At 63.2% G+C, this 23377-nt stretch carries 19 protein-coding genes; 9 read left to right on the plus strand and 10 right to left on the minus strand.

All coding sequences use genetic code 11. The features are described 5' to 3' along the window. Positions 1-2 precede the first annotated feature (2 nt). Both IVB22_RS36530 and IVB22_RS36535 read right to left on the minus strand, forming a co-directional pair. A complete protein-coding gene (locus tag IVB22_RS36530) occupies positions 3-770 on the minus strand; it encodes an ABC transporter permease (RefSeq protein ID WP_249805631.1) in 768 nt (255 codons plus the stop codon). Positions 771-817: 47 nt separating this feature from the next. After that, a complete protein-coding gene (locus tag IVB22_RS36535) occupies positions 818-1615 on the minus strand; it encodes an ABC transporter ATP-binding protein (protein ID WP_247521977.1) in 798 nt (265 codons plus the stop codon). A gap of 133 nt (positions 1616-1748) precedes the next feature. Between IVB22_RS36535 and IVB22_RS36540 the strand changes: the two genes are divergently transcribed. After that, positions 1749-3074, plus strand: a complete 1326-nt coding sequence (locus IVB22_RS36540; RefSeq protein WP_247521978.1) for an ActS/PrrB/RegB family redox-sensitive histidine kinase — start codon at positions 1749-1751, stop codon at positions 3072-3074. A 104-nt stretch (positions 3075-3178) separates the two neighbouring features. After that, complete coding sequence (locus tag IVB22_RS36545) at positions 3179-3733, plus strand: ActR/PrrA/RegA family redox response regulator transcription factor (RefSeq protein WP_057852373.1); 555 nt, start codon at positions 3179-3181, stop codon at positions 3731-3733. Positions 3734-3855: 122 nt separating this feature from the next. Here IVB22_RS36545 and IVB22_RS36550 read toward each other — a convergent pair whose 3' ends face one another. Next, on the minus strand, positions 3856-4344 hold the full coding sequence (locus tag IVB22_RS36550) for an MmcB family DNA repair protein (RefSeq protein ID WP_247521979.1): 489 nt from the start codon (positions 4342-4344) through the stop codon (positions 3856-3858). 155 nt (positions 4345-4499) lie between these two features. Here IVB22_RS36550 and IVB22_RS36555 point away from each other — a divergent pair, with 155 nt between their 5' ends. Next, the gene (locus tag IVB22_RS36555) at positions 4500-5621 is read left to right on the plus strand and encodes a VWA domain-containing protein (protein WP_247521980.1); all 1122 of its coding nucleotides are present in this window, start codon (positions 4500-4502) and stop codon (positions 5619-5621) included. A 158-nt stretch (positions 5622-5779) separates the two neighbouring features. On the opposite strand, the gene IVB22_RS36560 is transcribed toward IVB22_RS36555, so the two are convergent. Further along, entirely contained in the window at positions 5780-6595 is an 816-nt protein-coding gene (locus IVB22_RS36560; protein WP_247521981.1) for an RMD1 family protein, read from the minus strand. 160 nt (positions 6596-6755) lie between these two features. Here IVB22_RS36560 and IVB22_RS36565 point away from each other — a divergent pair, with 160 nt between their 5' ends. Continuing rightward, a complete protein-coding gene (locus tag IVB22_RS36565) occupies positions 6756-7442 on the plus strand; it encodes an MBL fold metallo-hydrolase (protein ID WP_247521982.1) in 687 nt (228 codons plus the stop codon). A gap of 28 nt (positions 7443-7470) precedes the next feature. On the opposite strand, the gene IVB22_RS36570 is transcribed toward IVB22_RS36565, so the two are convergent. Together IVB22_RS36570 and IVB22_RS36575 are read right to left on the minus strand one after the other, a co-directional pair. Further along, a complete protein-coding gene (locus IVB22_RS36570; RefSeq protein ID WP_247521983.1) occupies positions 7471-8682 on the minus strand; it encodes a PHB depolymerase family esterase in 1212 nt (403 codons plus the stop codon). A gap of 138 nt (positions 8683-8820) precedes the next feature. Then, a complete protein-coding gene (locus tag IVB22_RS36575) occupies positions 8821-9243 on the minus strand; it encodes a hypothetical protein (protein ID WP_308200497.1) in 423 nt (140 codons plus the stop codon). A 96-nt stretch (positions 9244-9339) separates the two neighbouring features. Between IVB22_RS36575 and IVB22_RS36580 the strand changes: the two genes are divergently transcribed. Together IVB22_RS36580 and IVB22_RS36585 are read left to right on the plus strand one after the other, a co-directional pair. After that, positions 9340-10581 carry an LLM class flavin-dependent oxidoreductase gene (locus tag IVB22_RS36580; protein WP_247521984.1) on the plus strand — a complete coding sequence of 414 codons (1242 nt, stop codon included), beginning with the start codon at positions 9340-9342 and terminating at the stop codon, positions 10579-10581. A gap of 388 nt (positions 10582-10969) precedes the next feature. Next, complete coding sequence (locus IVB22_RS36585) at positions 10970-12346, plus strand: cytochrome P450 (RefSeq protein ID WP_247521985.1); 1377 nt, start codon at positions 10970-10972, stop codon at positions 12344-12346. Between the two features lie 115 nt (positions 12347-12461). On the opposite strand, the gene IVB22_RS36590 is transcribed toward IVB22_RS36585, so the two are convergent. Beyond that, on the minus strand, positions 12462-12962 hold the full coding sequence (locus IVB22_RS36590; protein ID WP_247521986.1) for a cupin domain-containing protein: 501 nt from the start codon (positions 12960-12962) through the stop codon (positions 12462-12464). A gap of 13 nt (positions 12963-12975) precedes the next feature. Further along, positions 12976-13818 (minus strand): SDR family NAD(P)-dependent oxidoreductase, encoded by an 843-nt coding sequence (locus tag IVB22_RS36595; RefSeq protein WP_247521987.1) that lies wholly within the window; start codon positions 13816-13818, stop codon positions 12976-12978. Positions 13819-14007: 189 nt separating this feature from the next. On the opposite strand from IVB22_RS36595, the gene IVB22_RS36600 reads away from it, so the two are divergent. The 3 genes from IVB22_RS36600 to IVB22_RS36610 all read left to right on the plus strand — a co-directional run bounded on the left by IVB22_RS36600 (position 14008) and on the right by IVB22_RS36610 (position 20246). After that, entirely contained in the window at positions 14008-14970 is a 963-nt protein-coding gene (locus IVB22_RS36600) for a sensor histidine kinase (RefSeq protein WP_247521988.1), read from the plus strand. A gap of 205 nt (positions 14971-15175) precedes the next feature. After that, positions 15176-16951 carry a bifunctional diguanylate cyclase/phosphodiesterase gene (locus tag IVB22_RS36605; RefSeq protein ID WP_247521989.1) on the plus strand — a complete coding sequence of 592 codons (1776 nt, stop codon included), beginning with the start codon at positions 15176-15178 and terminating at the stop codon, positions 16949-16951. A 187-nt stretch (positions 16952-17138) separates the two neighbouring features. Continuing rightward, positions 17139-20246, plus strand: a complete 3108-nt coding sequence (locus IVB22_RS36610; protein ID WP_374207821.1) for an EAL domain-containing protein — start codon at positions 17139-17141, stop codon at positions 20244-20246. Here the strand turns inward: IVB22_RS36610 and IVB22_RS36615 are convergent. Further along, positions 20162-22096: a patatin-like phospholipase family protein gene (locus tag IVB22_RS36615; RefSeq protein WP_247521990.1), complete on the minus strand. Its 1935-nt coding sequence runs from the start codon at positions 22094-22096 to the stop codon at positions 20162-20164. The genes IVB22_RS36610 and IVB22_RS36615 overlap by 85 nt on opposite strands. Positions 22097-22236: 140 nt before the next feature. Beyond that, positions 22237-23316 carry an LLM class flavin-dependent oxidoreductase gene (locus tag IVB22_RS36620; RefSeq protein ID WP_247521991.1) on the minus strand — a complete coding sequence of 360 codons (1080 nt, stop codon included), beginning with the start codon at positions 23314-23316 and terminating at the stop codon, positions 22237-22239. Positions 23317-23377 lie beyond the last annotated feature (61 nt).

Genomic DNA, 23377 nt, shown 5'->3' on the forward strand with positions numbered 1-23377 from the left:
ACTTATTCGCCACCCCCGAGCAAAGATCCGTGAAGTTTGGCACTGCGCAAAAGGGCGAGAAAGATCGCAAAGGAGGCAACGAACAGCACCGCGTTGATGCCAAGCGACCAGACCATCAGGTCGGCCCTGAAGACGCGATCGATCAAGAGCGCGCGCATGCCCTCGAACACATAGGTCGGCGGCAGCGTCCAGGCGATATATTGCAGCCAGGTAGGTAGCACCTCGACCGGATAATAGATGCAGGCGAGCGGCATCAGGCCGAACATCATCGTCCAAACGATGCTCTCGGCCCCTAACCCGTTGCGCAGCACCAGGCCGGACACGAAAATTCCGACCGACCAGCTCGTGAAGATCAGGTTGCAGAAGAACGCGATCAGCGGCAGGCCGATCGCGAAAAAATTGAAATCGAAGAAGAACAGCGCCAGCAGCGTCATCGGGATCACGCCGATCGCAAGCCTGATCAGGCTCATGATCATCAGCGAGATCAGGAATTCGATCGGCTTCAACGGGCTCATCATCAGATTGCCGAGGTTGCGCGCCCACATCTCCTCGAGGAACGAGATCGAAAAGCCGAGCTGGCCGCGGAACAGGATGTCCCACAGGATCACCGCGCCGATCAGCGTGCCGCCGGCACGCGCAAAGAAATTATCGTTCTGCGAAATGTAGTTCTGCAGAAAGCCCCAGGTGATGATCTGCAGCGCCGGCCAGTAGATCAGCTCCAACAGCCGCGGCCAGGACGACATCAGGAGATACCAGTAGCGCAGCACCATCGCCTGGATACGGTGCCAGGAAATGCCGCGATGGACTGTGATCTCGCTCACGACGATGTCCCCTCCGCTACCCGTCCGCGCGCGACATCGAGGAACACTTCTTCCAGCGTGTTCCGGTTGTAGCGCGCCATGATCTGGTCGGGACTGTCGTCATCCTCGATGCGGCCGCGCTTCATGAAAATGACGCGGTCGCACAGCCGCTCCACTTCCAGCATGTTGTGCGAAGCCAGCAGGATGGTGGCGTCATGGGTCTTGCGGAAATCCTGCAAATGCTGCCGCACCCAGTCGGCGGTATCGGGATCGAGCGAGGCCGTCGGCTCGTCGAGCAACAGCAGCTCCGGCTGGTTGATCAGCGCCTTCGCCAGCGCAACGCGGGTCTTCTGCCCGGCCGAGAGTTTTCCGTTGGCGCGATCAAGAAAATCCTTGAGATCGAGGTCGGATGCGAGCTGTTCGATGCGCTCGGCGAGATTCTTCACCGCATAGAGCCGGCCGAAGATGCTGAGGTTCTGCCGCACCGTGAGCCGCATCGGCATGTCGACATAGGGGCTCTCGAAATTCATCCGGCCGAGCACCTCGGCGCTTTGCTCCGGCATCGCATGACCGAGCACCTGGACGCGCCCCGAGGTCGGCAGCACCAGCCCCATGATCATCGCGATCGTCGTGGTCTTGCCGGCGCCGTTGCCGCCGAGCAGGCCGGTGATGCTGCCCCGCGCGATCCGGAACGACACGTCATCCACCGCGCGGGTGGTCTTGTAGAGTTTTATGAGATGCGCAACGTCGATCGCGGCGGAGCTTTCCGGCCCCGCCGCGGGCGACTGTGCTGGCGTGGCGTCGCTGTTGACCATTTCGGCCTGTTCATTGGGCCATCAGGGCCGATAGCGCAAGGGTTCGGGGTGCTTGGCGGCGGGCGGGCCTGCATGCAGGACCGAACGACCGCGCGAATTTGTGATCGCGACCCCGCACGGCTAAACTCCAGCAATGTCCGACGTTGCAGCCTCCGATTTCCGCCTTCCGTACCGCTATGTCCGTCTCGATACGATCCTCCGGCTGCGCTGGCTGGCTGCGCTCGGCCAGCTCACCGCAATCTTCATCGTGGCGCATGGGCTGGAATTCGCCTTTCCCGTCATTGCCTGCGTCGCAATTGTCGGCGTCTCGGCGCTGCTCAATCTCGCGCTGCAAGTTGCCTTCAACCCGATGCAGCGGCTGGAACCTGGCTATGCGGCGGCGCTGCTCGCACTCAACATCGTCGAATTGGCCGCGTTGCTGTTCCTGACCGGGGGCTTGCAGAATCCGTTTTCGTTTCTGTTCCTCGCCCCGGTCCTGATCTCGGCGACGGTGCTGCCGGTCCGGATGACGGCCGGGCTCGGCCTGCTCGCGGTCGCCTGCGCTTCGGCGCTGGTGTTCTTCCACCTGCCGCTGCCGTGGGACAGCGACGATCCGCTGGTGCTGCCGCCGATCTATCTGTTCGGGGTCTGGCTCTCGATCGTGCTCGCCATCGGCGTCACCAGTCTTTATGCGTTCCAGGCGACCGAGGAAGCGCGGAAGCTTTCCGATGCGCTGGCCGCGACCGAGCTGGTGCTGACGCGCGAGCAGCATTTGACCCAGATCGACGGCCTTGCGGCTGCCGCTGCGCACGAACTCGGCACGCCGCTCTCGACCATCTTCCTGATTTCGCGGGAGCTGGAAAAGACGGTTGACGGCAACGAGCCATTGGCGTCCGATCTGAAAACCCTGCGCGAGCAGGCGCAGCGCTGCCGGGACATCCTGGCCAAGATCACCCAGCTTTCCTCGTCCGGCGCGCCGTTCGACCTCATGCCGCTGTCGACGCTGATCGAGGAAACGGTGGCGCCGCACCGCGATTTCGACGTCGCGATCAAGGTGCGGCTAGCTGTCGCAGCCACGCGCGAGCCGGTCGTCGCCCGGAACCCGGCCATCCTCTACGGCGTCGGCAACATCCTGGAAAATGCCGTCGATTTCGCACGAACGACCGTGGAGGTGAACGCGTGGTGGAACGCCGATACGGTCGAAATCATCATTTCCGACGACGGCCCCGGCATCGCGCCCGATATGCTGAAACGGATCGGGGAACCCTATTTATCAAGGCGCCGCAGCGCCGATGAGGCTCATCGCGCACGCGCCGGCCTCGGCCTTGGCGTGTTCATCGCCCGCACACTGTTGGAACGGACGGGCGCCAAGGTTTCGTTTTCCAACCGGACCTTTCCCGATCACGGCGCCGTGGTGCAGATCGCCTGGCCGCGCGCCCGTTTCGAGGCCGAGGAAAGTGCTGTAGGCCCAGCGGATTAGGCGAAAGCGAGCCGATCGACTTTTATGGGCCTTGGCAGTGCAAAACTGCCGCGCCATATGCTCTATATGATGCCCTACATCTGCAACCCCGGGGGAACCCGACTTTGAACGCCATCGCCGAACTGAACGATCTCGCCGACCGCTCGCTGCTGATCGTCGAGGACGACAAGCCGTTTCTCGAGCGCCTGTCGCGCGCGATGGAAACCCGCGGCTTCGCGGTAACATCGTGCGACACCGTGTCAGACGGACTGGCGCAGATCAACAAGGCCGCGCCGGCCTTCGCGGTGGTGGACCTGCGGCTCGGCGACGGCAACGGACTCGACGTGGTGTCGGCGCTGAAGCGCAAGCGCCCCGACGCACGCACCATCGTGCTGACCGGCTACGGCAACATCGCAACCGCCGTCACGGCGGTGAAGATGGGCGCGGTGGATTATCTCTCCAAGCCCGCCGATGCCGACGACGTGGTTGCAGCGCTGCTCGCCAGCGGCACCGAGAAATCGGAGCTGCCGTCAAATCCGATGTCGGCGGATCGCGTGCGCTGGGAACACATCCAGCGCATCTACGAGATGTGCAACCGCAACGTCTCCGAAACCGCCCGGCGACTGAACATGCACCGCCGCACCCTGCAGCGGATTCTGGCCAAGCGCGCGCCGCGATAGTTTGCGAAGTTTCGTAGCGAAGATTGTAGGGTGGGCAAAGCGAAGCGTGCCCACCATTCAAGGCAATGGTCGCCGAGAGATGGTGGGCACGCTTCGCTTTGCCCACCCTACGGCACCGTCTCTCAAAACTCCGCGTGGCCCTGCGGGTCGACCAAGCGGTTGATCCGCTGCGCTGCCGCCATCGCAAAGCGCACGGTCATTGATTTGCGCGTGGCCGCCGGCAGGCGATGCTCGGGGGCTTCGCAATGCAGATGGGCGCCATAGGCGTCGGCGATGATCAGGCCGGTATCTTGCGGGAATATCTCGCAAGGCAGATCCTGCGTGAAGGCGAAGAACAGCCGGTCGCAATGCATCCGGTAGTCCTGCCATTTCTGGTCGGCGCGCAGATCCTCCACCGATGACTTGATCTCGACGATCCAGATCTCGCCCTTTTCGTTCAGCGCCACCAGATCGGCGCGCCGGCCCGATGGCAGCGGCAATTCGCTGATGCAGGAGAACCCCAGCGATCGTAACAGCCGCGCGGTGCCGCGTGCGATTGCGAGCGCCGTCTCCGACTGACGGCGGTCCGGCGCAGGCACGAGGCTGATCTGACGGGCGGGTGATGATTCCATGGCGTTCGAACCATAACCGATTTCGGACCGTCCAACAGGCGGACCAGCGCAACGTCAGCCGCAATTTCGACCCCAGCCCGCCTTTTTCGGCCATCGCCCACCGCGAAGCCGGTGAAACCTGGGTTCCGAGGGGACGAAACATCTGGAGGAGATCCATGAAGTCACCCATCACGCTTCGCTCGCTCGCACTCGCTCTCGCCGCCCTTCCCCTGTCCGCCGGCCTGTCACAGGCAAACGCAAAACCCGCCGTCGAAGTGGCGTTCGTGCTCGACACCACGGGCTCGATGGGCGGCCTGCTCGAAGGCGCCAAGCGCAAGATCTGGTCGATCGCGACCGCGATCGTCGATTCCAACCCAGACGCCGACATCCGCATGGGCCTCGTCGCCTATCGCGACATCGGCGACGACTACGTCACCAAGAAGGTCGAACTCACCACCGACATCCAGGATCTCTACGCCAATCTTCTGGAACTGAAAGCCCGCGGCGGCGGCGACTGGCCGGAGAGCGTCAATGAGGCGCTCGATGTCGCCGTCAACAAGCTGCAATGGACCTCTGGTGGCGACACCAGGCGGATCGTGTTCCTGGTCGGCGACGCGCCGCCGCACATGGATTACGCGCAGGATACCAAATATCCGCGCACGCTTTCGGTGGCGAAGCAGAGGGACATCATCGTCAACGCGGTGCTGGCCGGCGATGCCCGCGATACCGAGCGGGTGTGGCGCGACATCGCCCAGAACGGCAATGGCCGCTTCATCCCGATCCCGCAGGACGGCGGCCAGGTCGTCATCATCGAAACGCCCTACGACGAGGACATCATTATCCTGCAGCGGGAGATCAACGGCACCGTGATCCCCTACGGACCGAAACACCTGCAGAAGCGCACTGAGGGCAAGACCAAGCAATTGTCCGAGGTCGCCGCCGCCGCGCCGGCACAGGCCTCGGAGATGGCGAGCTACCTCAACAAGCGTTCCAAGGTTACGTCCGAAGCCGTCACGGGCGATGGCGATCTCGTCGCCGACGTGACTGCCGGGCGCAGCAGGCTTTCCGCCATCAAGGACGAAGAGCTGCCCGACAATCTGCGCGCGATGAAGCCCGAAGCGCGCATGGACGAGGTCAACAAGCAGATGGGCCAGCGCAAGGCGCTCAACGAAAAGTTGGCGGCGCTGGTGGCGAAACGCGACAAATACGTCGCCGACCAGCGCGCCAAGGCGCCGCCGAAAGCGTCGTCGTTCGACCGTGTCGTCGAGGATACGCTGAAGGCGCAGATCAAGCGGTGAGATAGAAGCGCCGTTTGAAGATTGTCGTCCCTGCGAACGCAGGGACCCATAACCACCGATCGGTGTTGTTACGCCAGGCTGGAGCTACAGCCTTCGCGCAATGCACGCCTGTGGTTGTGGGTCCCGGCTCGCGCTTCGCTTGGCCGGGACGACAGAGATCACGTGTGCCGGCCCATGGCGAGCTGATAGATCGTCACCAGAACCTCGAACAGGATCAGAAGCACAATGATCACTTCGAGCCGCAGCGAGCGCCGGGTGTCGATGATATCGGTCAACACCTGCGCACTCTCGGCGATCACGGCGAGCTTGCCGTTCAGCGATTCCGCGCGCTCCTTCAGTTCGTACTCGTCTTCCAGCCGGGCATACAGCCGCTCCAGATGCGGCTTGTCCCAGAGCACGTCGGGCTTTTCTTCCACTTCGACCGGCCCCGACACCCGGTGCCGTACCAGAAGTGCACTGCCGATGTTTTTCAGGATCGAGCGACGGCTGCCGCGCATACGCCCGCTCTGCGCCAGTTCCCGCGCGACCGGTTCGGTCGTGTCAAAGACACTGGCAACCTCGCGTTCATGCCGGGCCAGAACGACGCTCTTCGCCAGCGCCTCGCCGATCAGGATCAGCCGGTCGGGCGACAGGCTTTGCAGGCAGATCGGACCGCCCGGGGAAATCAGGTCCTCCTTCTCCGGGGCCAGCTCGATGATCGCGATTTCCTCGTCACGCCGCGCAAACTTGCCGGTCATGCGGTGGTCCAGGCCGCGAAGGAACTCCTCCTCTTCCAGCGCATTCAGTCCGATCAGGACCACCACGCCATAGCGGAAGAGTATAGCGACGCCGTTCTCGTTGACGCGAAACGCCAGTGGCGTTGTTGCCAGCACGTCGCCGCGCTCGAGGCCCGACGTGTTGAGGCGGTCGCTGACGAAAAATGCCCGGGCCGTCGTTCGGATCCCGCCGAGCGGCGATTTGGAGGCTTGGTCCATGAACTGCGTATCCCCGGTGACGAAATTGCGATCTGACCGGTGCGATATCGGCTTTCGCCACTAAATATCCTGATGTGCAAACCTATCACGGAGTGAAACGGACCACATGCCGGTTCCCGCCCGTGTTGACCCCTATTCAGGGTAGAATATGGTGCCCGCCATGGATGACAAAACCGAGACCCAGGCCGAGACCCAAGCGAAGGCCGGCGCGATGATCGTGCCGGTGACGCTGTTCGAGCAGAACTGCACCATCATCTGGCACGAGCCTTCGAAGAAAGGCGTGGTGATCGACCCCGGCGGGGACGTTCCCAAGATTCTGGAGGCGATCAAGCAGACCGGCGTCACGATCGAGAAGATCTGGCTCACCCACGGCCATATCGATCATGTCGGCGGCGCGGCTGATTTGCGCGACGCGCTGCAGGTGAAGATCGAGGGCCCGCATATCGCCGACAAGTACCTGCTCGACAATGTCGTGAGCAGCGGCGAGCGCTTCGGCATGACCGGCGTGCGCGATTTCGGGCCCGACCGCTGGCTCGACGAGGGCGATCAGGTCTCGATCGGCGACTTGACCTTCGACATCCTGCACTGCCCCGGCCATTCACCTGGCAGCGTGGTGTTCTTCAACAAGGAATTGCGCTTCGCCCATGTCGGCGACGTGCTGTTCAACGGCTCGGTCGGGCGCACGGATCTGCCCGGCGGCAGCCACGCTACGCTGATCAACTCGATCAAGGAAAAGCTATTGCCGCTCGGCGACGACGTCGGCTTCATCTGCGGCCATGGCGCGGGCTCCAGCATCGGCCAGGAGCGCCTGACCAATCCGTTCCTCACCGGCGAGATCGGAATTTAATTCCGCAAGGGGCTGAAGGCCGGCGCGGCTATTTCATCAGTCCCGCGGCCGTCAGGGCGCGGGTGATGACGGCGCCGACATCGATCCCACGGCGCTTCGGTTCGCGCGGCGCCGGCTTGGGTTGGCGAACCGGCTTGTGGACCCTCGACCACAGCGTGGCGGCAAGATCGGACGACTGCAGGGATTCCGTGGCAGCGGATGGAATGATTTTCGACGCCGGCGCCGGCTTGGCCGCTTCGCTGGCGGGGCTGACGCGATCAGTAAGGCCGAAGAAATCAGCGATGTGATAGGACGAGGAAATTCCCGCCTCGATCAGGAACGCACCTTCCGCACCATAGCGCTCGTCTTTGCCGGCCAAGCCCAGCGGCGTGCCATGGGCCATGTCTGATATGGTGTAGGACTCGACGACGGTCTGCCCGTCTTCGTTCCACCAGACGTCGCGCGGGTGGCCGTCGACATCGCCGGTCGACATCGGCGCGGGCGGCAGGCCGTGAACGTCGAGCCATTGCTTGACGATTTCGTTGGCGTTGCCGGGGTTCACCGTGCGATCGGCGCTGCCGTGCCACACCGACACTTTCGGCCACGGGCCCTTGTGCTTGGAGGCCTTGCGGACGAGATCGCCCAATTTGCCGGCGGGGCGCGACGTCGACTGCATCATGCCGCCGAGCGCTTCCCGCACATTGCTGGCGATACCGTAGGGGAGACCGGCGATCACGGCGCCGCCCGCGAACACTTCCGGGTAGGTCGCCAGCATCACCGACGTCATCGCGCCGCCGGCGGAAAGGCCGGTCACATAGATGCGGTGGGGATCGATTTTGTGATCGGCCACCATCCGCGCGACCATCTGCCGGATCGACGCGGCTTCGCCGCGGCCGCGCGCGACATCGCCCGGATTGAACCAGTTGAAGCAGGTGTTGGCGTTGTTGGAGCCCTGCTGTTCGGGCATCAGCAACGCAAAGCCATAGCGTTTGGCGAGCGTCGACCAGCCGGTGCCGAAGTCGTAAGCGGCCGCGGTCTGGCCGCAGCCGTGCAGGACGACGACGAGCGCGGACGCGCGCGGCAACTGCTCCGGCACATAGGCGAACATTTTGAGCGCGCCGGGATTGGTGCCAAATGCTGGGATTTCGACGAGCGGACTCCGTCCCGCCGGTGAAGCGGTTCGGCCATAGATTCCCAGGCCATTGAACCCGTTCAGCTTCGGGAAATGGCGCAAGAATTCGACGTTCTTCGCGAGCGACAAAATGACTCCTGGGGCGATTGTGTCTGGGCGCTTGTTCTTGATGACGTTACACAGAACAGATAGTTGCTGCACTGCGAAATAAAAAGGCCGTGCGCTGTCATTCCCCACAATCAAATTTTGGCAGATGACGTTAATTTGTCATCCCGTGACGCGTCGCATCCGCGTCAGAAATGCGGCGCAGGCGATGATCGACAGTGCAAACAGCGCGCACGCGGCAAGCAGCGCCAGCTGGCTCGATTGACTCGATTCGATCGCGAAGAACACCGCGGCGTTCGCAATCTGCGCCGTCGTGCCGTAGATGCCGGAGGCTGCGCGCCGGCGCTCACGGGCTTCACAGTCGAGAGCACGACGCTCGACAATGGCGCCATGACCAGCCCCTCGCCGTAGCCGAAGATCGTCAGCATGAGGGCAAGAATCACGCTGTCGTCGGCAAAGGAGACGTGGAAGGTCAGTCTCGAGGCCGCGCAATTCTGATGTCACTCGACGACGCGCACCGTGAGAGAAGAACAAACGCGGGAATTCCGGGCTGCGGCATGCCGCCTGACTTTGCGCGACAACCATGCGCTGGCCGCCCGGCTTCGAGGATTGCCTTGCCCTTGCCCTCCCCGTAGTTTGGGACCCAAGCAATTCCAAAAACAAAATAAATGAGGAACACGCATGGCACGCCTGAAATTCGGAGCCTTTCTCGCCCCGCATCACCCGATCGGCGAGAATCCGCTGCTGCAATTCCGCCGCGACCTCGATTTCGTCGAGCAGATCGACACACTTGGCTTCGATGAATTCTGGTGCGGCGAGCACCATTCCTCGGGCTGGGAAATGATCGCCTCGCCGGAAATGTTTTTGGCGGCTGCCGGCGAACGCACCAAGCGGATCAAGCTCGGCACCGGCGTGGTTTCGCTGCCCTATCACCATCCCTACAACGTCGCGCAGCGCATGGTGCAGCTCGACTGGATGACCGGCGGCCGCGCGATCTTCGGTTCCGGCCCGGGCGCGCTGGCCTCCGATGCACACACGCTCGGCATCGACCCGATGACGCAGCGCGATCGTCAGGACGAGGCGATCGCGATCATCCGCCGCTTGTTCAAGGGCGAGCGCGTCACGGCCAAAAGCGACTGGTTCACCATGAACGACGCTGCGCTGCAATTGCTGCCGCTGCAGGAAGACATGCCGTTCGTGGTGGCCTCCCAGATTTCGCCATCGGGCATGACGCTCGCCGGCAAATACGGCATCGGCATCATCTCGCTCGGCTCGATGTCGACGCAGGGCCTGATGGCGCTGCCGACGCAATGGGGCTTTGCCGAGGACGCCGCGAAGAAGGCCGGCACCACTGTGAGCCGCTTCGACTGGCGCGTGCTGCTCTCCTGGCACATCGCCGAAACCCGCGAGCAGGCGCAACGCGAGGCCGGCCCCGGCCTGATGCGCTGGCACAACGAATATAATGTCCGGACGTTGCAGCGGCCGGGCCTCGAGCCGTTCACCTCGCCGGAGGACGCGATCGAGAAGACCGCCGGCGGCGAGAACGCTGCGTCCACCATCGGCACGCCTGATGACCTTGTCAAAACCATCAAGAACCTGATGCAGGTCTCGGGTGGCGTCGGCACCATCATCGGCTTCGTGCACGACTGGGCCAACCCGGAAAATACCCGCCGTAGCTGGGACATGGTGGCGCGCTACGTGATCCCGGAGATCAACGGCTACGTCAAGGGATTGCGCGAATCGCAGACATTCCTGATCGAGAACCGCGCGGTGTTCGAGCGGGCGGGTCAGGCCGTGATGGCGAAAATCATGGAAAACGAAAAGGCTGCCGCCGCGCTTGCCCATACCGGCCCGGGCAGGGTCGCGATCCCGACCATCAACGCGCCAGATCTGCAGAAGGAAGCGGCGAAGCGCAAGGCGTGACCGCGTCTCTCACGTAAGGGACGAAGCCTGTCACCCGTCATTGCGAGCGTCAGCCAAGCAATCCATTAACCCTCACCGGTGCCGAGTATGGATTGCTTCGTCGCTTGGGTTCCCTTGCGCAAACGCTTCGCGTTTGTCGCAGGCAATGACGGGGCTTGCAGGCTTGCCTCGTTATTGCGCCAAGGCGCCCTACTTCCTGTATATTCCTGCACGGTTTCCTGCGCTGCGAATTCGATTGCGGCATTGTGAGCCAACGCACTTGTGGCGACGAGCCAAAGGGGTATTTACCTAGGTGCGCCACCGGTGCCCGCCAATATTCAGGTCGCGACAAAGCCGCCAACAGGGTGGATAATATTTGCAATTCCGAGGCTCAACCGGAGCAATTGCCATGTCGATGCAGAGTGTGGCTTCCCCCGTCAATATCCCGGTGCCGCCGAACCCCAAGGCGTTACGGCACATTCCCGGTAACGAGGGCTGGCCCTTCATCGGCAACACGCTGGCGGTGCTGGCCGACCCCAAAGGACAGATCGAGAAGTCGGCAGCCAAATACGGTCTGATCTACCGCACCCATCTGTTCGGCGAGACCAGCATAACGATGCTCGGGCCCGAGGCCAACGAGCTCGTGCTGTTCGACCAGTCGCGCCTGTTCTCCTCCACCCATGGCTGGGGACCGATCCTCGGCCTGCTGTTTCCGCGCGGGTTGATGCTGCTGGATTTTGAAGAGCACCGCCTGCACCGCCGCGCGCTGTCGGTCGCGTTCAAGTCGGGGCCGATGAAATCCTACCTCGTCGATCTCGACCGCGGCATTGCCGCGCGGGTCAAGCAGTGGAAGGCGCAGCCGGGCGAGATGCTGGTGTATCCGGCGATGAAGCAGCTCACGCTCGATCTGGCGGCGACGTCGTTCCTCGGCGCCGACATCGGGCCTGAGGTCGACGAGATCACCCGCGCCTTCATCGACATGGTGGCCGCAGCCGTGGCGCCGATCCGGCGGCCGCTGCCGTTCACGCAGATGGGCCGCGGCGTTGCAGGCCGCAAGCGGATCGTTGCCTACTTCGCCGAGCAGATTCCGATCCGCCGCGCGCGGGGCGGCGGCAATGACCTGTTCTCGCAACTGTGCCAGGCGACGCACGAGGACGGCGCGCTGCTGTCGACCCAGGACATCATCGACCATATGAGTTTTCTGATGATGGCGGCGCATGACACGCTGACATCGTCGCTGACCTCCTTTGTCGGCGAACTTGCCGCCCACCCCGAATGGCAGCAGCAGTTGCGCGAGGAAGTCAAAGGCCTCGGCATCGAGGCCAACGATCCCTCCAGCATCGACAATCTCGAAAAGATGCCGCTGTCGGAAATGGCGTTCAAGGAAGCGCTGCGACTGAAGCCGCCGGTGCCGTCGATGCCGCGCCGCGCGGTGCGCAACTTTTCGTTCAGGGGGTACGACCTTCCCGCCGGCACGCTGGTCGGTGTCAACCCGCTGTTCACGCATCACATGCCGGAGATCTGGTCTGAGCCGGATAAGTTCGATCCGATGCGTTTCTCCGACGAAGCGCAGCGCACCCGCCATCGTTTTGCGTGGGTGCCGTATGGCGGCGGCGCGCATATGTGCCTCGGCCTGCACTTCGCCTACATGCAGGCGAAATGTTTTGCACGGCATTTCCTGCAGAATCTCGAAGTGTCGCTGGAGCCCGGCTACAAATCGGACTGGCAGATGTGGCCGATCCCGAAACCGCGGGATGGTTTGCGCGTGGTGTTGAAGCCGGTGTGAGCCGCGTAGGGTGGGCAAAGCGCAGCGTGCCCACCATCTATCCGCGATCATTGTCTTGAATGGTGGGCACGCTTCGCTTTGCCCACCCTACGATCTACATCCGTGTCGCTGCTAACTACTTCACGAGCGTCGTGAGCTGCGCGCCCTCGTCGGCCACGAACACCGCGATCAATTCGGCTGGCTCGGTCATGCTGGCATTGGCCGAGACCAGATGCACGGCACCGGGCGGCTCGAAGAAGGATTGCCCGACCCCAAAGGTCTCGACCGGACCGCCCGCCAATTGCGAGCGGATTTCGCCCTTGGTGACATAGGCGGTGACCGAACCGGCATGCCGGTGCGCGGGCGTGAACCCGCCGGGACCATAGAACACGCGCACGATGGTCACGCGCTTGCCCGGCACATTCGGCAACGCATGCGATGAGATCGGCTCGACGACGTCCTGTGTCGATCCCGCCGGATCGCCGCTCATGCATAGCGGCTCGATGACTGCCGAGATCGCATCCACGGTCGATGGCAGCGCCTTGCCGATGACGAAGGCGCAGGCGAGGCCGGCGACGATGGCGAGATAGAACGGGCGGCCTTCCGATTTCGGTGACAGGTGGAATGTTGCAGACATTTGCGTCTCTCCCTTACCCGGCACCCTGATCGAATGCCTTGCGCAGGGTCACATAACCCTGCTGTTGCTGGCTCCAGTTGCGGCCGCCGATCATGGCGCCATCGACCACGAGATCATGGCCGTTGATGAAGGAGGATTCGTCGCTCGCCAGGAACACCGCGGCGTAAGCGATATCCTCCGGCAGACCGGCGCGCGGGATCGGCTGCGCCGATTTGTAGACCTCCCGCATGACCGCGGGGGTCTTTTCGGCCGCCTCCACCGACAGGCCCAGCGCCTTGCCGAAAATGCCCGTCGCGATCGCGCCGGGCGAGATCGAATTCACGCGGACGTTGGCTTCGCCAAGTTCCATCGCCACGCATTTGGTGAGATGGATGACGGCGGCCTTCGCCGCGCTGTAGACCATCGACGACGAATAGCCGGCAAGCCGGCCGGCGATGCTGCCATTGTTGATGATGCTGCCGGAGCCTTGTTTGCGCATATGGGGCGCAGCATGCTTCATGCCGAGCATGACACTGCGAATCAGCGTCGCCATTGCCGCGTCGAAGCGCTCGACCTCGAGGCCTTCGATGCCGCCGGTCTGCGCGGGTCCGCCGGCATTGTTGAACAGGCAATCGATACGGCCGAATTCCTCCACCGAAAGGGCGATCAGCCCCTTCATCTGCTCTTCCACCGTGACGTCGGTCTGGCGAAATATGCAGTTGGCGCCGAGTTTCCTGGCCAGCGCCTCGCCTTCCGGCGCGCGCCGCCCGGCAACCACGATCTTCGCGCCTTCCGCGACGAAGATCTCCGCGGTGTGCAGTCCGATACCGCTCGTCGCGCCGGTAATGACCGCGACCTTGCCGTCCAACCGTCCCATCTCGGTACCCCTGTTGATCTCGGTTGAATCCAATATTCCCGGCCGCCGGAAACAACGCAAGCGAGCTTGTTCCATTGTGCATCTGCCTGCTGATCCGGCTGGCCGACCTCCGATCACGGTGAAATCCGGGGGATTCCGTCAGGTTTGGCCATATTTTGGATTCGCTGATCACGTGAAGTGACAACTCCGATGAAGAAATTGATCGACGAGTTCAGGCACGGCTGGCAGGGAATTTCCCAGCCCTCGCTGCATTTCAGCGCGGTCTTCGCAGTCGGCTGCCTTGCTTTGTCGACGATCGCGCGGTGGGGCATAGCCCAGATGCGTCCCGACGTATTCTTCACGCCCTATTTCCCGGCCGTGTTCCTGGCCGCCGCCGTCGGCGGCGCCCGGGTCGGGATCGCGACGGCAATCGCGGGAGGGGTGCTCGGCGTCGCCGTCAATTTCAGTAGCGCCGTTGCCGATTCCGCGCGGTTTGCGCTGCTGCTGATGTTCTGGGCGGTTTGCGGCTTCGCCATCTGGGGCGTCGAGCATTACCGAACGATCGTCGCGCAGCAGCGGGAGAATTCGAAACGCCTGATCAAGGAAGAGGAATACCGCAAGCTCCTGGTCGAGGAATTGCAGCACCGGCTCAAGAACAAGACGTCGACGATCCACGCCGTGCTGCATCAGGTCCTGCAGGACCAGCCGCAAATCTGGGGCAGCATCGATCGCCGCCTCCGCGCGCTATCGGCGACCGACGATTTGATCGCGCGGCTGGACGGCAGCGGCTGCGACATCAAAGACATGCTGCATTCCGAACTCGGGCCATACGGCCATGTCCGGTTCAACTTGAACGGCGATCCACTGTTCCTGCCGGCCAAACTGGCGGTCAGCCTGGCGCTGATCTTTCACGAACTGGCCACCAATGCGGGCAAGTACGGCGCGTTTTCTTCGGCCCGCGGGCTGCTGCAGGTGTCATGGTCGGTGTCGGAGAATCGCCTCAACGTCACCTGGGATGAAACGGAAGGTCCCGTGGTCGAAAATGTCGGCCCGGCGGGCTTCGGCACCAAGCTGTTGCAATCGGCGCTTCGCTCCTTCGACGGCAAGACGGAGGTCCGCTTCCTGAAGACCGGCGTGCATTGCACGATGCAATGCCGGATTCCGGCGAATTAGCGTGTTTTCCGGCGGAGCGAGGACCGCTGGCGAAACGCGAGAACCAGCATTCGCCTCGCAAGCGGCCTTCTCTCCATCGCCGTTGACATTCTGTTAATGACGATCAAGCCCAACACCGCTGGAAATCGCCGACTTCTACGGTTGTTACGGCTTTTCGCAGTTCCGCTTAACCAATGCTACAAGGGACTTTGCCAAGCTCCGTGGCATGCATAGTCCCAACGAGCACGACTTTCAGACGGCGGCGACGCAGGCCAGTGATGAAAGCATTTTTGAATCCGAATTGAACATCCTGCGGGATGTCTTCAGGTTGCTTCCGGCCGGCGTGACGGTTCAAGACGAGCACGGCGAGTTCGTGCTGATGAACGATGCCGCGACTGCCCTGCTGGAGGCAGCCGCCGCGGCGCCGTCGGCCTCGCAATTGAGCGATCGCCGCGAAACCTGCCTCGAATTGCTGCGTACCGGCCGCCCGGCCGTGCTGGAAGAAGCCATTGCCGGCGGTCCGGCCAAGCAGGTGTTTCTCACCTCGCATCGGCCCATCCAGGTCGCCGGGCGGAATCTGCTGATCTCGAGCTCGACCGACATCAGCGAACAGAAGGCGTTCGAGGATCACCTGTTCCGCTCCGCCTATTACGATGAGCTGACCGGCCTGCCGACGCGGCGCGTGATCGAGCATCGCGTCAACAGTCTCCTGAAGTACGACAACGGACAGGGCCGTTTTGCGCTGGCGTTTCTCGACGTCGACAATTTCAAGCACATCAACGACTATTACGGACACGCGGTCGGCGACGCGCTGCTGAAGGAGATGGCCAAGCGGCTGGGACTGGACCTGCGCGAATCCGACATCCTGTCGCGGATCAGCGGCGACGAATTCGTGCTGCTGCTCAACCCGATCCAGAGCGACGCCGAGGTCGAAGAGCACATCCACTTCATCCTGCAGCGGCTGAAGGCGCCGTTCTTCATCGACCAATCCGAGATATTCGCCTCGACCTCGATCGGCGTCAGCCTCTATCCCGAACACGGGCGCAGCTACGAGGTGCTGCGCCAGAACGCCGACATCGCGATGTACCGCGTCAAGAACGGCAGCAAGGGCGCCGCGGCGTTCTTCGATGCCAGCATGGAGCGCGAGGCGCTGGCGCGGATGAAGATCGAGCAATCGCTGCGGCTGGCTATCCTTGAAAAGCGCTTCTGCTGCGCCTTCCAGCCCAAGGTCGATATCCGCACCCAGGAGGTCATTGGCGTCGAGGCGCTGGTGCGCCTGCGCGACGACGAGGGGGTGATTCAGGCCCCCAGCACCTTCATCAACCTCGCCACCGAACTCGGCCTGATCGACGAACTGACTCATCTGGTGCTGGCGGAGATCGTCAAGTCGATCGACCTGATCAACGAGACCTTCGGCCCCGACACCACGATCAGCATGAACGTCGCGGCCAAGCAGGCCGGCAATCCCGAATTCATGCGGCCGTTTGCCGAGGCGCTGGAGGCCACCGGATTTCCAGCGCGCTTCATGATCGAGGTGACGGAAGACGCTTTCGTCACCAAGACGCATTTCCAGGACGATATCCTGCCCTTCTTTCGCAAGCTTGGCGTCAAGATCTCGATCGACGATTTCGGCATCGGCTATTCGTCGCTGTCGGCGTTGGCCGACATTACCGCCGACGAGATCAAGATCGACCGCTCCTTCATCACCGACATCCACAAGCGTCCGCGCAGCCAGGGCATCTTGCGGGCGATCGAGTCCTTGAGCGAAGCGCTCGGCATGACCGTGATCGCCGAAGGGCTCGAAAGCTTCGAGGAACTGGCCTATTTGCAGGCCGCGACCAGGATCCGCTACGCCCAGGGCTACTACTTCTCGAGGCCGATTTTCCTGGAAGACCTCAAACTCGCGACCCCGCGCGCCAGCGAGGCCCGCGCCAGCCTCGTCAGCCGCCCCGCGCCGGAAACCCGCGCCGCCTACGCACGCAGCGGCAGCTATCGCCGCTGAGGGGTGGGGCGGGGCGCGCCGCGGACAAGCATTCCATCTGCATCGACACAACAACAGAAGCAGTAGAATACCGCTTCGTCTCGCGATCGCGCGCCCGAAGGACACCCGATTAAGCCTTAGCTAACCGGATTTCCTAACGGCTTATGACATCCACCCATCGTATGCATGTTCCCGGGGAGAAGGGAGAATGCGCGGTCTGTTTCACTACCTGCACGGCATGAAGGCCCGAACCGCAGCCACCGGGCGGCACCTCGCCGCGACCATCCCGGGCCCGGTGTTGTGGCTGACCCTTTGCGGCACCTTGCTGGTCGCAGCGATTTTCGTCGGCACCATCATGATGACCGGTGAATTCCGCGAGCGCGCGCTTCGCAACAGCGAACGCGAGTTGGAGAATACCGTCCTCCTGCTTGCCCGTCACTTCGACCAGCAGTTCGAGGACTCCGATACGCTCGCCGACGACGTGATCTCCCGGCTGCAAATTTCCGGCATCGCCTCGGAGAACGAATTCCGGAAACACGTCGGAAGCTCCGAAGCGCACGAGATCCTGAGATCCAAGGCGGGCGTTCTGTCCTATCTCGGCGACATCTCCATCTTCGATTCCAACGGCGACATGGTCAACTGGTCGCGGCCGCTGCCGACGCCGGCGCTCAACATTTCCGAGCGGACCTACTTCAAGAGCTTCAAATTCGATTCGCGATCGCCATCCATCCTGACCGAGTCGGTCCGCAGCTATCGCACCGGCAATCTGAACTCGGTCATCGCTCATCGATTGCGGGGCGAAGACGGCACTTTCCTCGGCGTGATGACACGGCGCATCAACCCCGCCAATTACGAAAAATTCTTCGCTTCCGTAGCGCTCGGCACGGGCGCCGCCATCTCGATGTTTCATGCGGACGGCACCCTGCTGGCGCGCTATCCGCGGGTCGACGAACTGATCGGCCAGAATTTCGCGAAAGCGCCGCTGCTGCAGCAGGTCCGGGAGCGGGGTACCCAGCAGACGCTGCGCGTGCAAAGCCCGATCGATCAGACGGACAGGCTGGGATCTGCAGCCCCGCTCGGCCACTACTCGGGCGTCGTGGTCGCAACCAACACGGTTACCGCCGCGCTCTCCGACTGGCGCGAACAAACCAGATTCCTGGTCCTCGCAGCAACGCTGGCCGCGGTGGTGATCGCCCTGATCCTGTTCCTGATCATCAAGCAGATCACGAGGCAGAGCCGCGAGGCGCAGCAACGGCTGGAGGCGGAACGGGGCCGGCTCGATACCGCGCTCAACAACATGATCCAGGGCCTGGTGACGTTCGACGCCTCGGCGCGCCTCGTCACCTTCAACCGGCGTTATATCGAGATGCACGACCTGTCGACCGACATCGTGAAGCCGGGCTGCCATTTCCGCGACCTGATGCAGCATCGCAAGGACAACGGATCGTTCGACGGCGACGTCGATGCGTTCTGCTCCCTCGTCGTGCGAAACGTCGCGCGCGGTCAGGTCACCCACAGCGTCATGCAGTGCCCGGACGGACGTGCCTTCCTGGCCGTCAGCAGGCCGCTCGCGGACGGCGGCTGGGTCGCCACCATGGAAGACATCACCGAGCGGCTCAATCTCGAGCAGGAGCGCGACCGCAACTACGCCTTCCTGAGCCAGATCATCGATCACATCCCGTCGCAGATCACCGTGAAGGATGTGCACGACCGCCGCTATCTGCTGGTCAACCGCGTGGCGGAAGCCCAGTTCGGCATTTCGCGCGATCAGATCATCGGCAAGACGGCCTTCGACCTTTTTCCAAACGCCGCCGCCGAGCTCATCGCGGCCGACGAAGAGAAAACGCTGCAACGTCCCGACGGCCTGTTCAAGGACGAGCACGTCTGGGAAACCCAAGGGATGGGCCCGCGCTACATTACCTCCAAGCGGCTCGGAATCCGCAATGCGGCCGGTCAAGTACGGTACATCATCAACGTCGTCGACGACGTTACCGAGCGCCGGGTTGCCAACGAGAAGATCGCGCATCTGGCGCATTACGACGCGCTGACCGACCTTCCGAACCGGGTGCTGTTCCGCGAGCAGATCCAACGCGAGCTTCGCAAGGCGGTTCGCGGCCAACAATTCGCACTGCTCTATATCGACATCGACGAATTCAAGGGCATCAACGACTCGCTTGGACACCATGTCGGGGATGAACTTCTGAAGGCGGTCGCGGCCAGCCTCAAGGATTGCATCAAGCCGGGCGACCTCATCGCTCGCCTCGGCGGCGACGAATTTGCGGTGATCCAGACTGCGGTCAGCGGCCGCGCCGAGGTCGAGGAATTCGTGACCCGCATTTACGAGGCGATACGCCAGCCCTATCAATGCCTCGGCCACCACCTTTCGACCGACGCCAGCGTCGGTATCGCGATCGCGCCCGAAGACGGCACCGAACTCGACCAGCTGATCAAGCACGCCGACCTCGCAATGTACGCCGCCAAGGCCGAGGGACGCCGCGTCCATCGCTTCTTTGAGCCCGCCATGGATGCCCGCGCCAAGGCGCGGCTCACCATGGAGCAGGACCTGCGGCAGGCATTGGCCGATGGCGGCTTCGAAATCCACTACCAGCCGCTGCTCGATCTCGCGAGCGGCGAGGTGACGGGTTGCGAGGCGCTGTTGCGCTGGCGCCACCCTGAACGCGGCATGGTCTCGCCCGCGGAATTCATTCCGGTCGCCGAAGACACCGGCCTGATCAACGAACTCGGCGACTGGGTCATGCAGACCGCCTGCACTGAAGCGGCCGGCTGGCCGTCACGGGTCAGGCTCGCCGTCAACGTTTCGCCAATCCAGTTGAAATCGCCGACGCTGGCGCTGCGGATCACGGGCGCGCTTGCCGCTTCCGGCCTGCCGCCCGACCGACTCGAAATCGAAATTACCGAGGCGGTGCTGATCCATGACGACGAAAGCGCGCTGACGATCCTGCATCAGCTCCGCGGCATCGGCGTGCGCATCGCGCTCGACGATTTCGGCACCGGCTTCTCTTCGTTGAGCTATCTGAAGCGGTTCCCGTTCGACAAGATCAAGATCGACCGCTGCTTCGTCAGCGACATCGAGGTCGACGGCTCGGCGGCGATCGTGCAGGCGGTGGTGAACATCGCAGCAGCCCGCAACATGACAACGACCGCGGAAGGCGTCGAAACCGAGCAGCAGCGCGAGATCCTGCGCCAGCTCGGCTGCACCCAGATGCAGGGTTATCTGTTCAGCGCGCCGAAGCCGGCCGCCGAGGCGAGGCGATTGCTGGGCGTGCGATTGGAGACCGCGACAGCCGTCGCCTGACGCCGTTCCAGCGCGCCGGTGTCGAGCATCGCGGCGATGGCCGAACTGCCTCCCGCCTCCAGCGCCGCAATGGCCTCCTTGGCCCACAGGTAGGAAGCTTCAAAGATCTCCGTGTGGCGATCGAAATCCGTCACGTCGATCCCGACCGGAAACGGCGGCCGCATCACCGTATCGAACGGCCCGACCGGCAACGTATCGTAGCGCTGATGCGCAACCAGGCTTCGCCACAGCACGTTCACCGCGCTCGGCGCGGCGGGTAATAGCTTCTTGCGGAACGGCGTCAGCATGGCGGCGATCAGTTCGAACCGTCCCGGCAGCGACGCATAGTCGACGTCGAACAGCTCCGCCGCCGGCTCGCCGAAATGCACGACCAGATTGGGACCGCTCTTGAGCTGGTGCATCGACGCCAAGGGCACGTTGTCGATGAGACATCCATCGACCAGCATCGCGCCCTCCGGCGTGTAGAACGGCGGCAACAGCCCGGGGATCGCGCTCGATGCGCGCACCGCCTGCCAGAGCGGCCCCGTCCGGATCAGTTCGAGATTATGGGTCGAAAGATTGGTCGCGACGGCGGCGAAAGGCCGCCAGCAATCCTCGATCCGGCAGTCGGGGCCGTACTGATGGGCAAGCGCGCGATCGAACGCCTTGTGATCCAGCAGCGCGTAACGCGGCCACGTCGGCCGCCGAAAGCTTCTGCTCCTGACGAAGATTTCATGCGTGCCGCGCTCGAGATGCTCGGCTTCGAGATTTTTGGCAAAGCCGGCCACCATCGCGGAGCCGACGCTGGTGCCGACAAAGATATCGAACATCACGCCGCGTTCGCGAAAGGCCTTGTAGATGCCGACATGCGCGGTCCCAAAACTACCGCCGCCGGCGGCGACGAAGCCGACCGCCCGGCCGCACAGAAAACGGATCAGGCTGTCGATATCGATCTGGTCTTCGAGGGCTGCATGGTGATGCATGAAGGCCGGCAGCCGGGCCAGCCAGGCCGCGGTGCGAGAGACCTCGCCGCTTCGCCGGTCATGAACGCGGACGAGGCGTCTGGCCGAGACGGCATGAACCTCGCAGGCAAAGGCCTCGATATCAGTCAGTGCGGCCGCAGGCGCATCCCCGCGGCACGCAAACACCACCATGTCGGCCTGACGGATGGCCTTGCGGGCCCAGTGCGAGGCCTCCCCGCCACCGAGATAAACCACCAGCGGCGCGGTGTGTTCGAGCCTGTTGAGCCACTCGGTGACTTCGTGTGCATCGAGCGCGCGCCCCGGAAACATCGCCTGCAGGCGATCGGCGTCGACGATCTCGGCATCGATCGCGGCGAGCCCCTCGCGCATCCGGCGATCGAAAGCGCCCGGCAGCGGCTCCAATCCTCCATCGATCAGCGCCACCGTTCGCGCCTTCGGCGAGGTGGGGAACGGCGCGATGCGCGCGGTCTCCTTGGCGAACCGCCGCGCCAGCGCAGCCAGCAGCGCCTCGACGATGGCGGGCGCTTCCTCAACCAGCTTCTGGTAGGCCGGGCGCGTCAACGCCAGCACGCTGGTGTCGCGGATGGCGATCACATCGGCGGTGCGCGGGACATCGGCGAAGAAGCCGATCTCGCCCACCAGTTCGCCGGCCCGAAGCTCGGCGATCGGCTCGAGATAGCCGGTCTTGCGCACCGCGAGCGCACCGTGCAGCACCAGGAAAAGCGAATCCGAGGGCCCGCCTTGCGCGACCAGCATCTGCCCGCGCACCAGATCCTGGCGGACCATGGCGTTGAGCGTCTTCAGCCGCTGTTCGGAACTGAGCGTTCGAAACAGCGCGAACTCCTCCAGGGCGGAGCTCCACGCAAGCACCGAGCTCGATCCACTCATTTGGCGGGACCTAGTTGAATTCTTAAGGCTCAACCTTACCGCCGGGCCCACACCACCGCGAGCGATATCAACGCCGCGGGAGCGCACCGCAGCAATACGCCCGGATGCGCTGCAACATGGAGGCGGAAGCCGCGTCCGCGTTACGCCGCCCACCGGCCGCGATTGTTCTCGGCCAGAATGGGCCGGATCAGGCGACCAAAACGCTCGGCCTCCTCATCATGCAGATAGCCGGACAGGCAGAAGGAATGACAGCCTGCATCAATGAATTGCTGCAGCGTGTCGGCGCACTGGACGGGATTGCCGACGACAGCGATGCCGGCGCCGGGGCGGACCTTGGTGATGCCAGTCCACAGATGCGGCAGCAGGAGATCGCCATGCTCGCGGGCAAGCTGCTGAACGCGCAGGTTTGCTTCCGACTTGTTGTAGAGCGTCTTGATTTCCTGCTTCTGCCGCTCGGTGGCGTGCCGCACCAGTTGATCGGCGGCCTCCCAGGCATCCGCCTCGTTCTCGCGGCAAATCACCTGCAGCCGCATGCCGAAGCCGATGTCGTTTTCGCGATCATGCGCGCGCGCCATCTCCCTGATCTCGGCGATGTTCGAGGCAATCTTTTCCGGCAAATCGCCCCAGAACAGATGCACGTCGGAGTGCTTCGCTGATAATTCCCAGGCCTGGCGCGAGCCGCCGCCGAGATAGAATTTTGGAAACGGCTGCTGGTGCGGGCGCGGCCGGATATGCGCTCCGGACAGTTTGTGAAACTTTCCTTCGAAGTTTAGCGGTCCGCGCGTGGTCCACAGCGCTTTCAGGATCGAGACTTCCTCCTCCATCAGCGCGTAGCGCTCTTCCTTGGGGTAACGCACGCCCTCGCCTTCGACCTCGCTTTCATTCTGGCCGGCGATCAAATTGATGCAGATGCGCCCGCCTGACATCTGGTCGAAGGTCGAGATCATCTTCGCCAGCAGCACCGGGTTGATGTAGCCGGGCCGCGCCGCAATCAGCGGCTTGATGGACGACGAACGCGCTGCCATGAACGCGCCCGTGATCCACGCTTCCCAGCACACCGAGCCGACCGGGATCAAAAGATACTCAAAACCGGCCGCTTCCGCCGCCTGCACTACGCGGTCGCACAGTTCGGGAGAGCCCGGAATCTGTGCATCCATCAGGCCATAGGCCGTGGTGTCGCCATGCGTGGGCAGATACCAGCCGAATTCGAGCGGACGCATGAACGTTTCTCCCTGTCGATCCTTGTTGCTCGGTCGTTAGGCAGATGAGTTTAGCGGCTGC

The organism is Bradyrhizobium sp. 190, from assembly GCF_023073415.1.
Taxonomy (GTDB): Bacteria; Pseudomonadota; Alphaproteobacteria; order Rhizobiales; family Xanthobacteraceae; genus Bradyrhizobium.

Coding starts and splice junctions, on each gene's coding strand:
- IVB22_RS36615 (WP_247521990.1), bottom strand. CDS start 22,096: ATGAGTGGATCGAGCTCGGTGCTTGCGTGGAGCTCCGCCCTGGAGGAG.
- IVB22_RS36565 (WP_247521982.1), top strand. CDS start 6,756: ATGGATGACAAAACCGAGACCCAGGCCGAGACCCAAGCGAAGGCCGGC.
- IVB22_RS36585 (WP_247521985.1), top strand. CDS start 10,970: ATGTCGATGCAGAGTGTGGCTTCCCCCGTCAATATCCCGGTGCCGCCG.
- IVB22_RS36620 (WP_247521991.1), bottom strand. CDS start 23,316: ATGCGTCCGCTCGAATTCGGCTGGTATCTGCCCACGCATGGCGACACC.
- IVB22_RS36590 (WP_247521986.1), bottom strand. CDS start 12,962: ATGTCTGCAACATTCCACCTGTCACCGAAATCGGAAGGCCGCCCGTTC.
- IVB22_RS36530 (WP_249805631.1), bottom strand. CDS start 770: ATGGTGCTGCGCTACTGGTATCTCCTGATGTCGTCCTGGCCGCGGCTG.
- IVB22_RS36600 (WP_247521988.1), top strand. CDS start 14,008: ATGAAGAAATTGATCGACGAGTTCAGGCACGGCTGGCAGGGAATTTCC.
- IVB22_RS36595 (WP_247521987.1), bottom strand. CDS start 13,818: ATGGGACGGTTGGACGGCAAGGTCGCGGTCATTACCGGCGCGACGAGC.
- IVB22_RS36540 (WP_247521978.1), top strand. CDS start 1,749: ATGTCCGACGTTGCAGCCTCCGATTTCCGCCTTCCGTACCGCTATGTC.
- IVB22_RS36610 (WP_374207821.1), top strand. CDS start 17,139: ATGCGCGGTCTGTTTCACTACCTGCACGGCATGAAGGCCCGAACCGCA.
- IVB22_RS36550 (WP_247521979.1), bottom strand. CDS start 4,344: ATGGAATCATCACCCGCCCGTCAGATCAGCCTCGTGCCTGCGCCGGAC.
- IVB22_RS36535 (WP_247521977.1), bottom strand. CDS start 1,615: ATGGTCAACAGCGACGCCACGCCAGCACAGTCGCCCGCGGCGGGGCCG.
- IVB22_RS36555 (WP_247521980.1), top strand. CDS start 4,500: ATGAAGTCACCCATCACGCTTCGCTCGCTCGCACTCGCTCTCGCCGCC.
- IVB22_RS36580 (WP_247521984.1), top strand. CDS start 9,340: ATGGCACGCCTGAAATTCGGAGCCTTTCTCGCCCCGCATCACCCGATC.
- IVB22_RS36605 (WP_247521989.1), top strand. CDS start 15,176: ATGCATAGTCCCAACGAGCACGACTTTCAGACGGCGGCGACGCAGGCC.
- IVB22_RS36560 (WP_247521981.1), bottom strand. CDS start 6,595: ATGGACCAAGCCTCCAAATCGCCGCTCGGCGGGATCCGAACGACGGCC.
- IVB22_RS36575 (WP_308200497.1), bottom strand. CDS start 9,243: ATGGTTGTCGCGCAAAGTCAGGCGGCATGCCGCAGCCCGGAATTCCCG.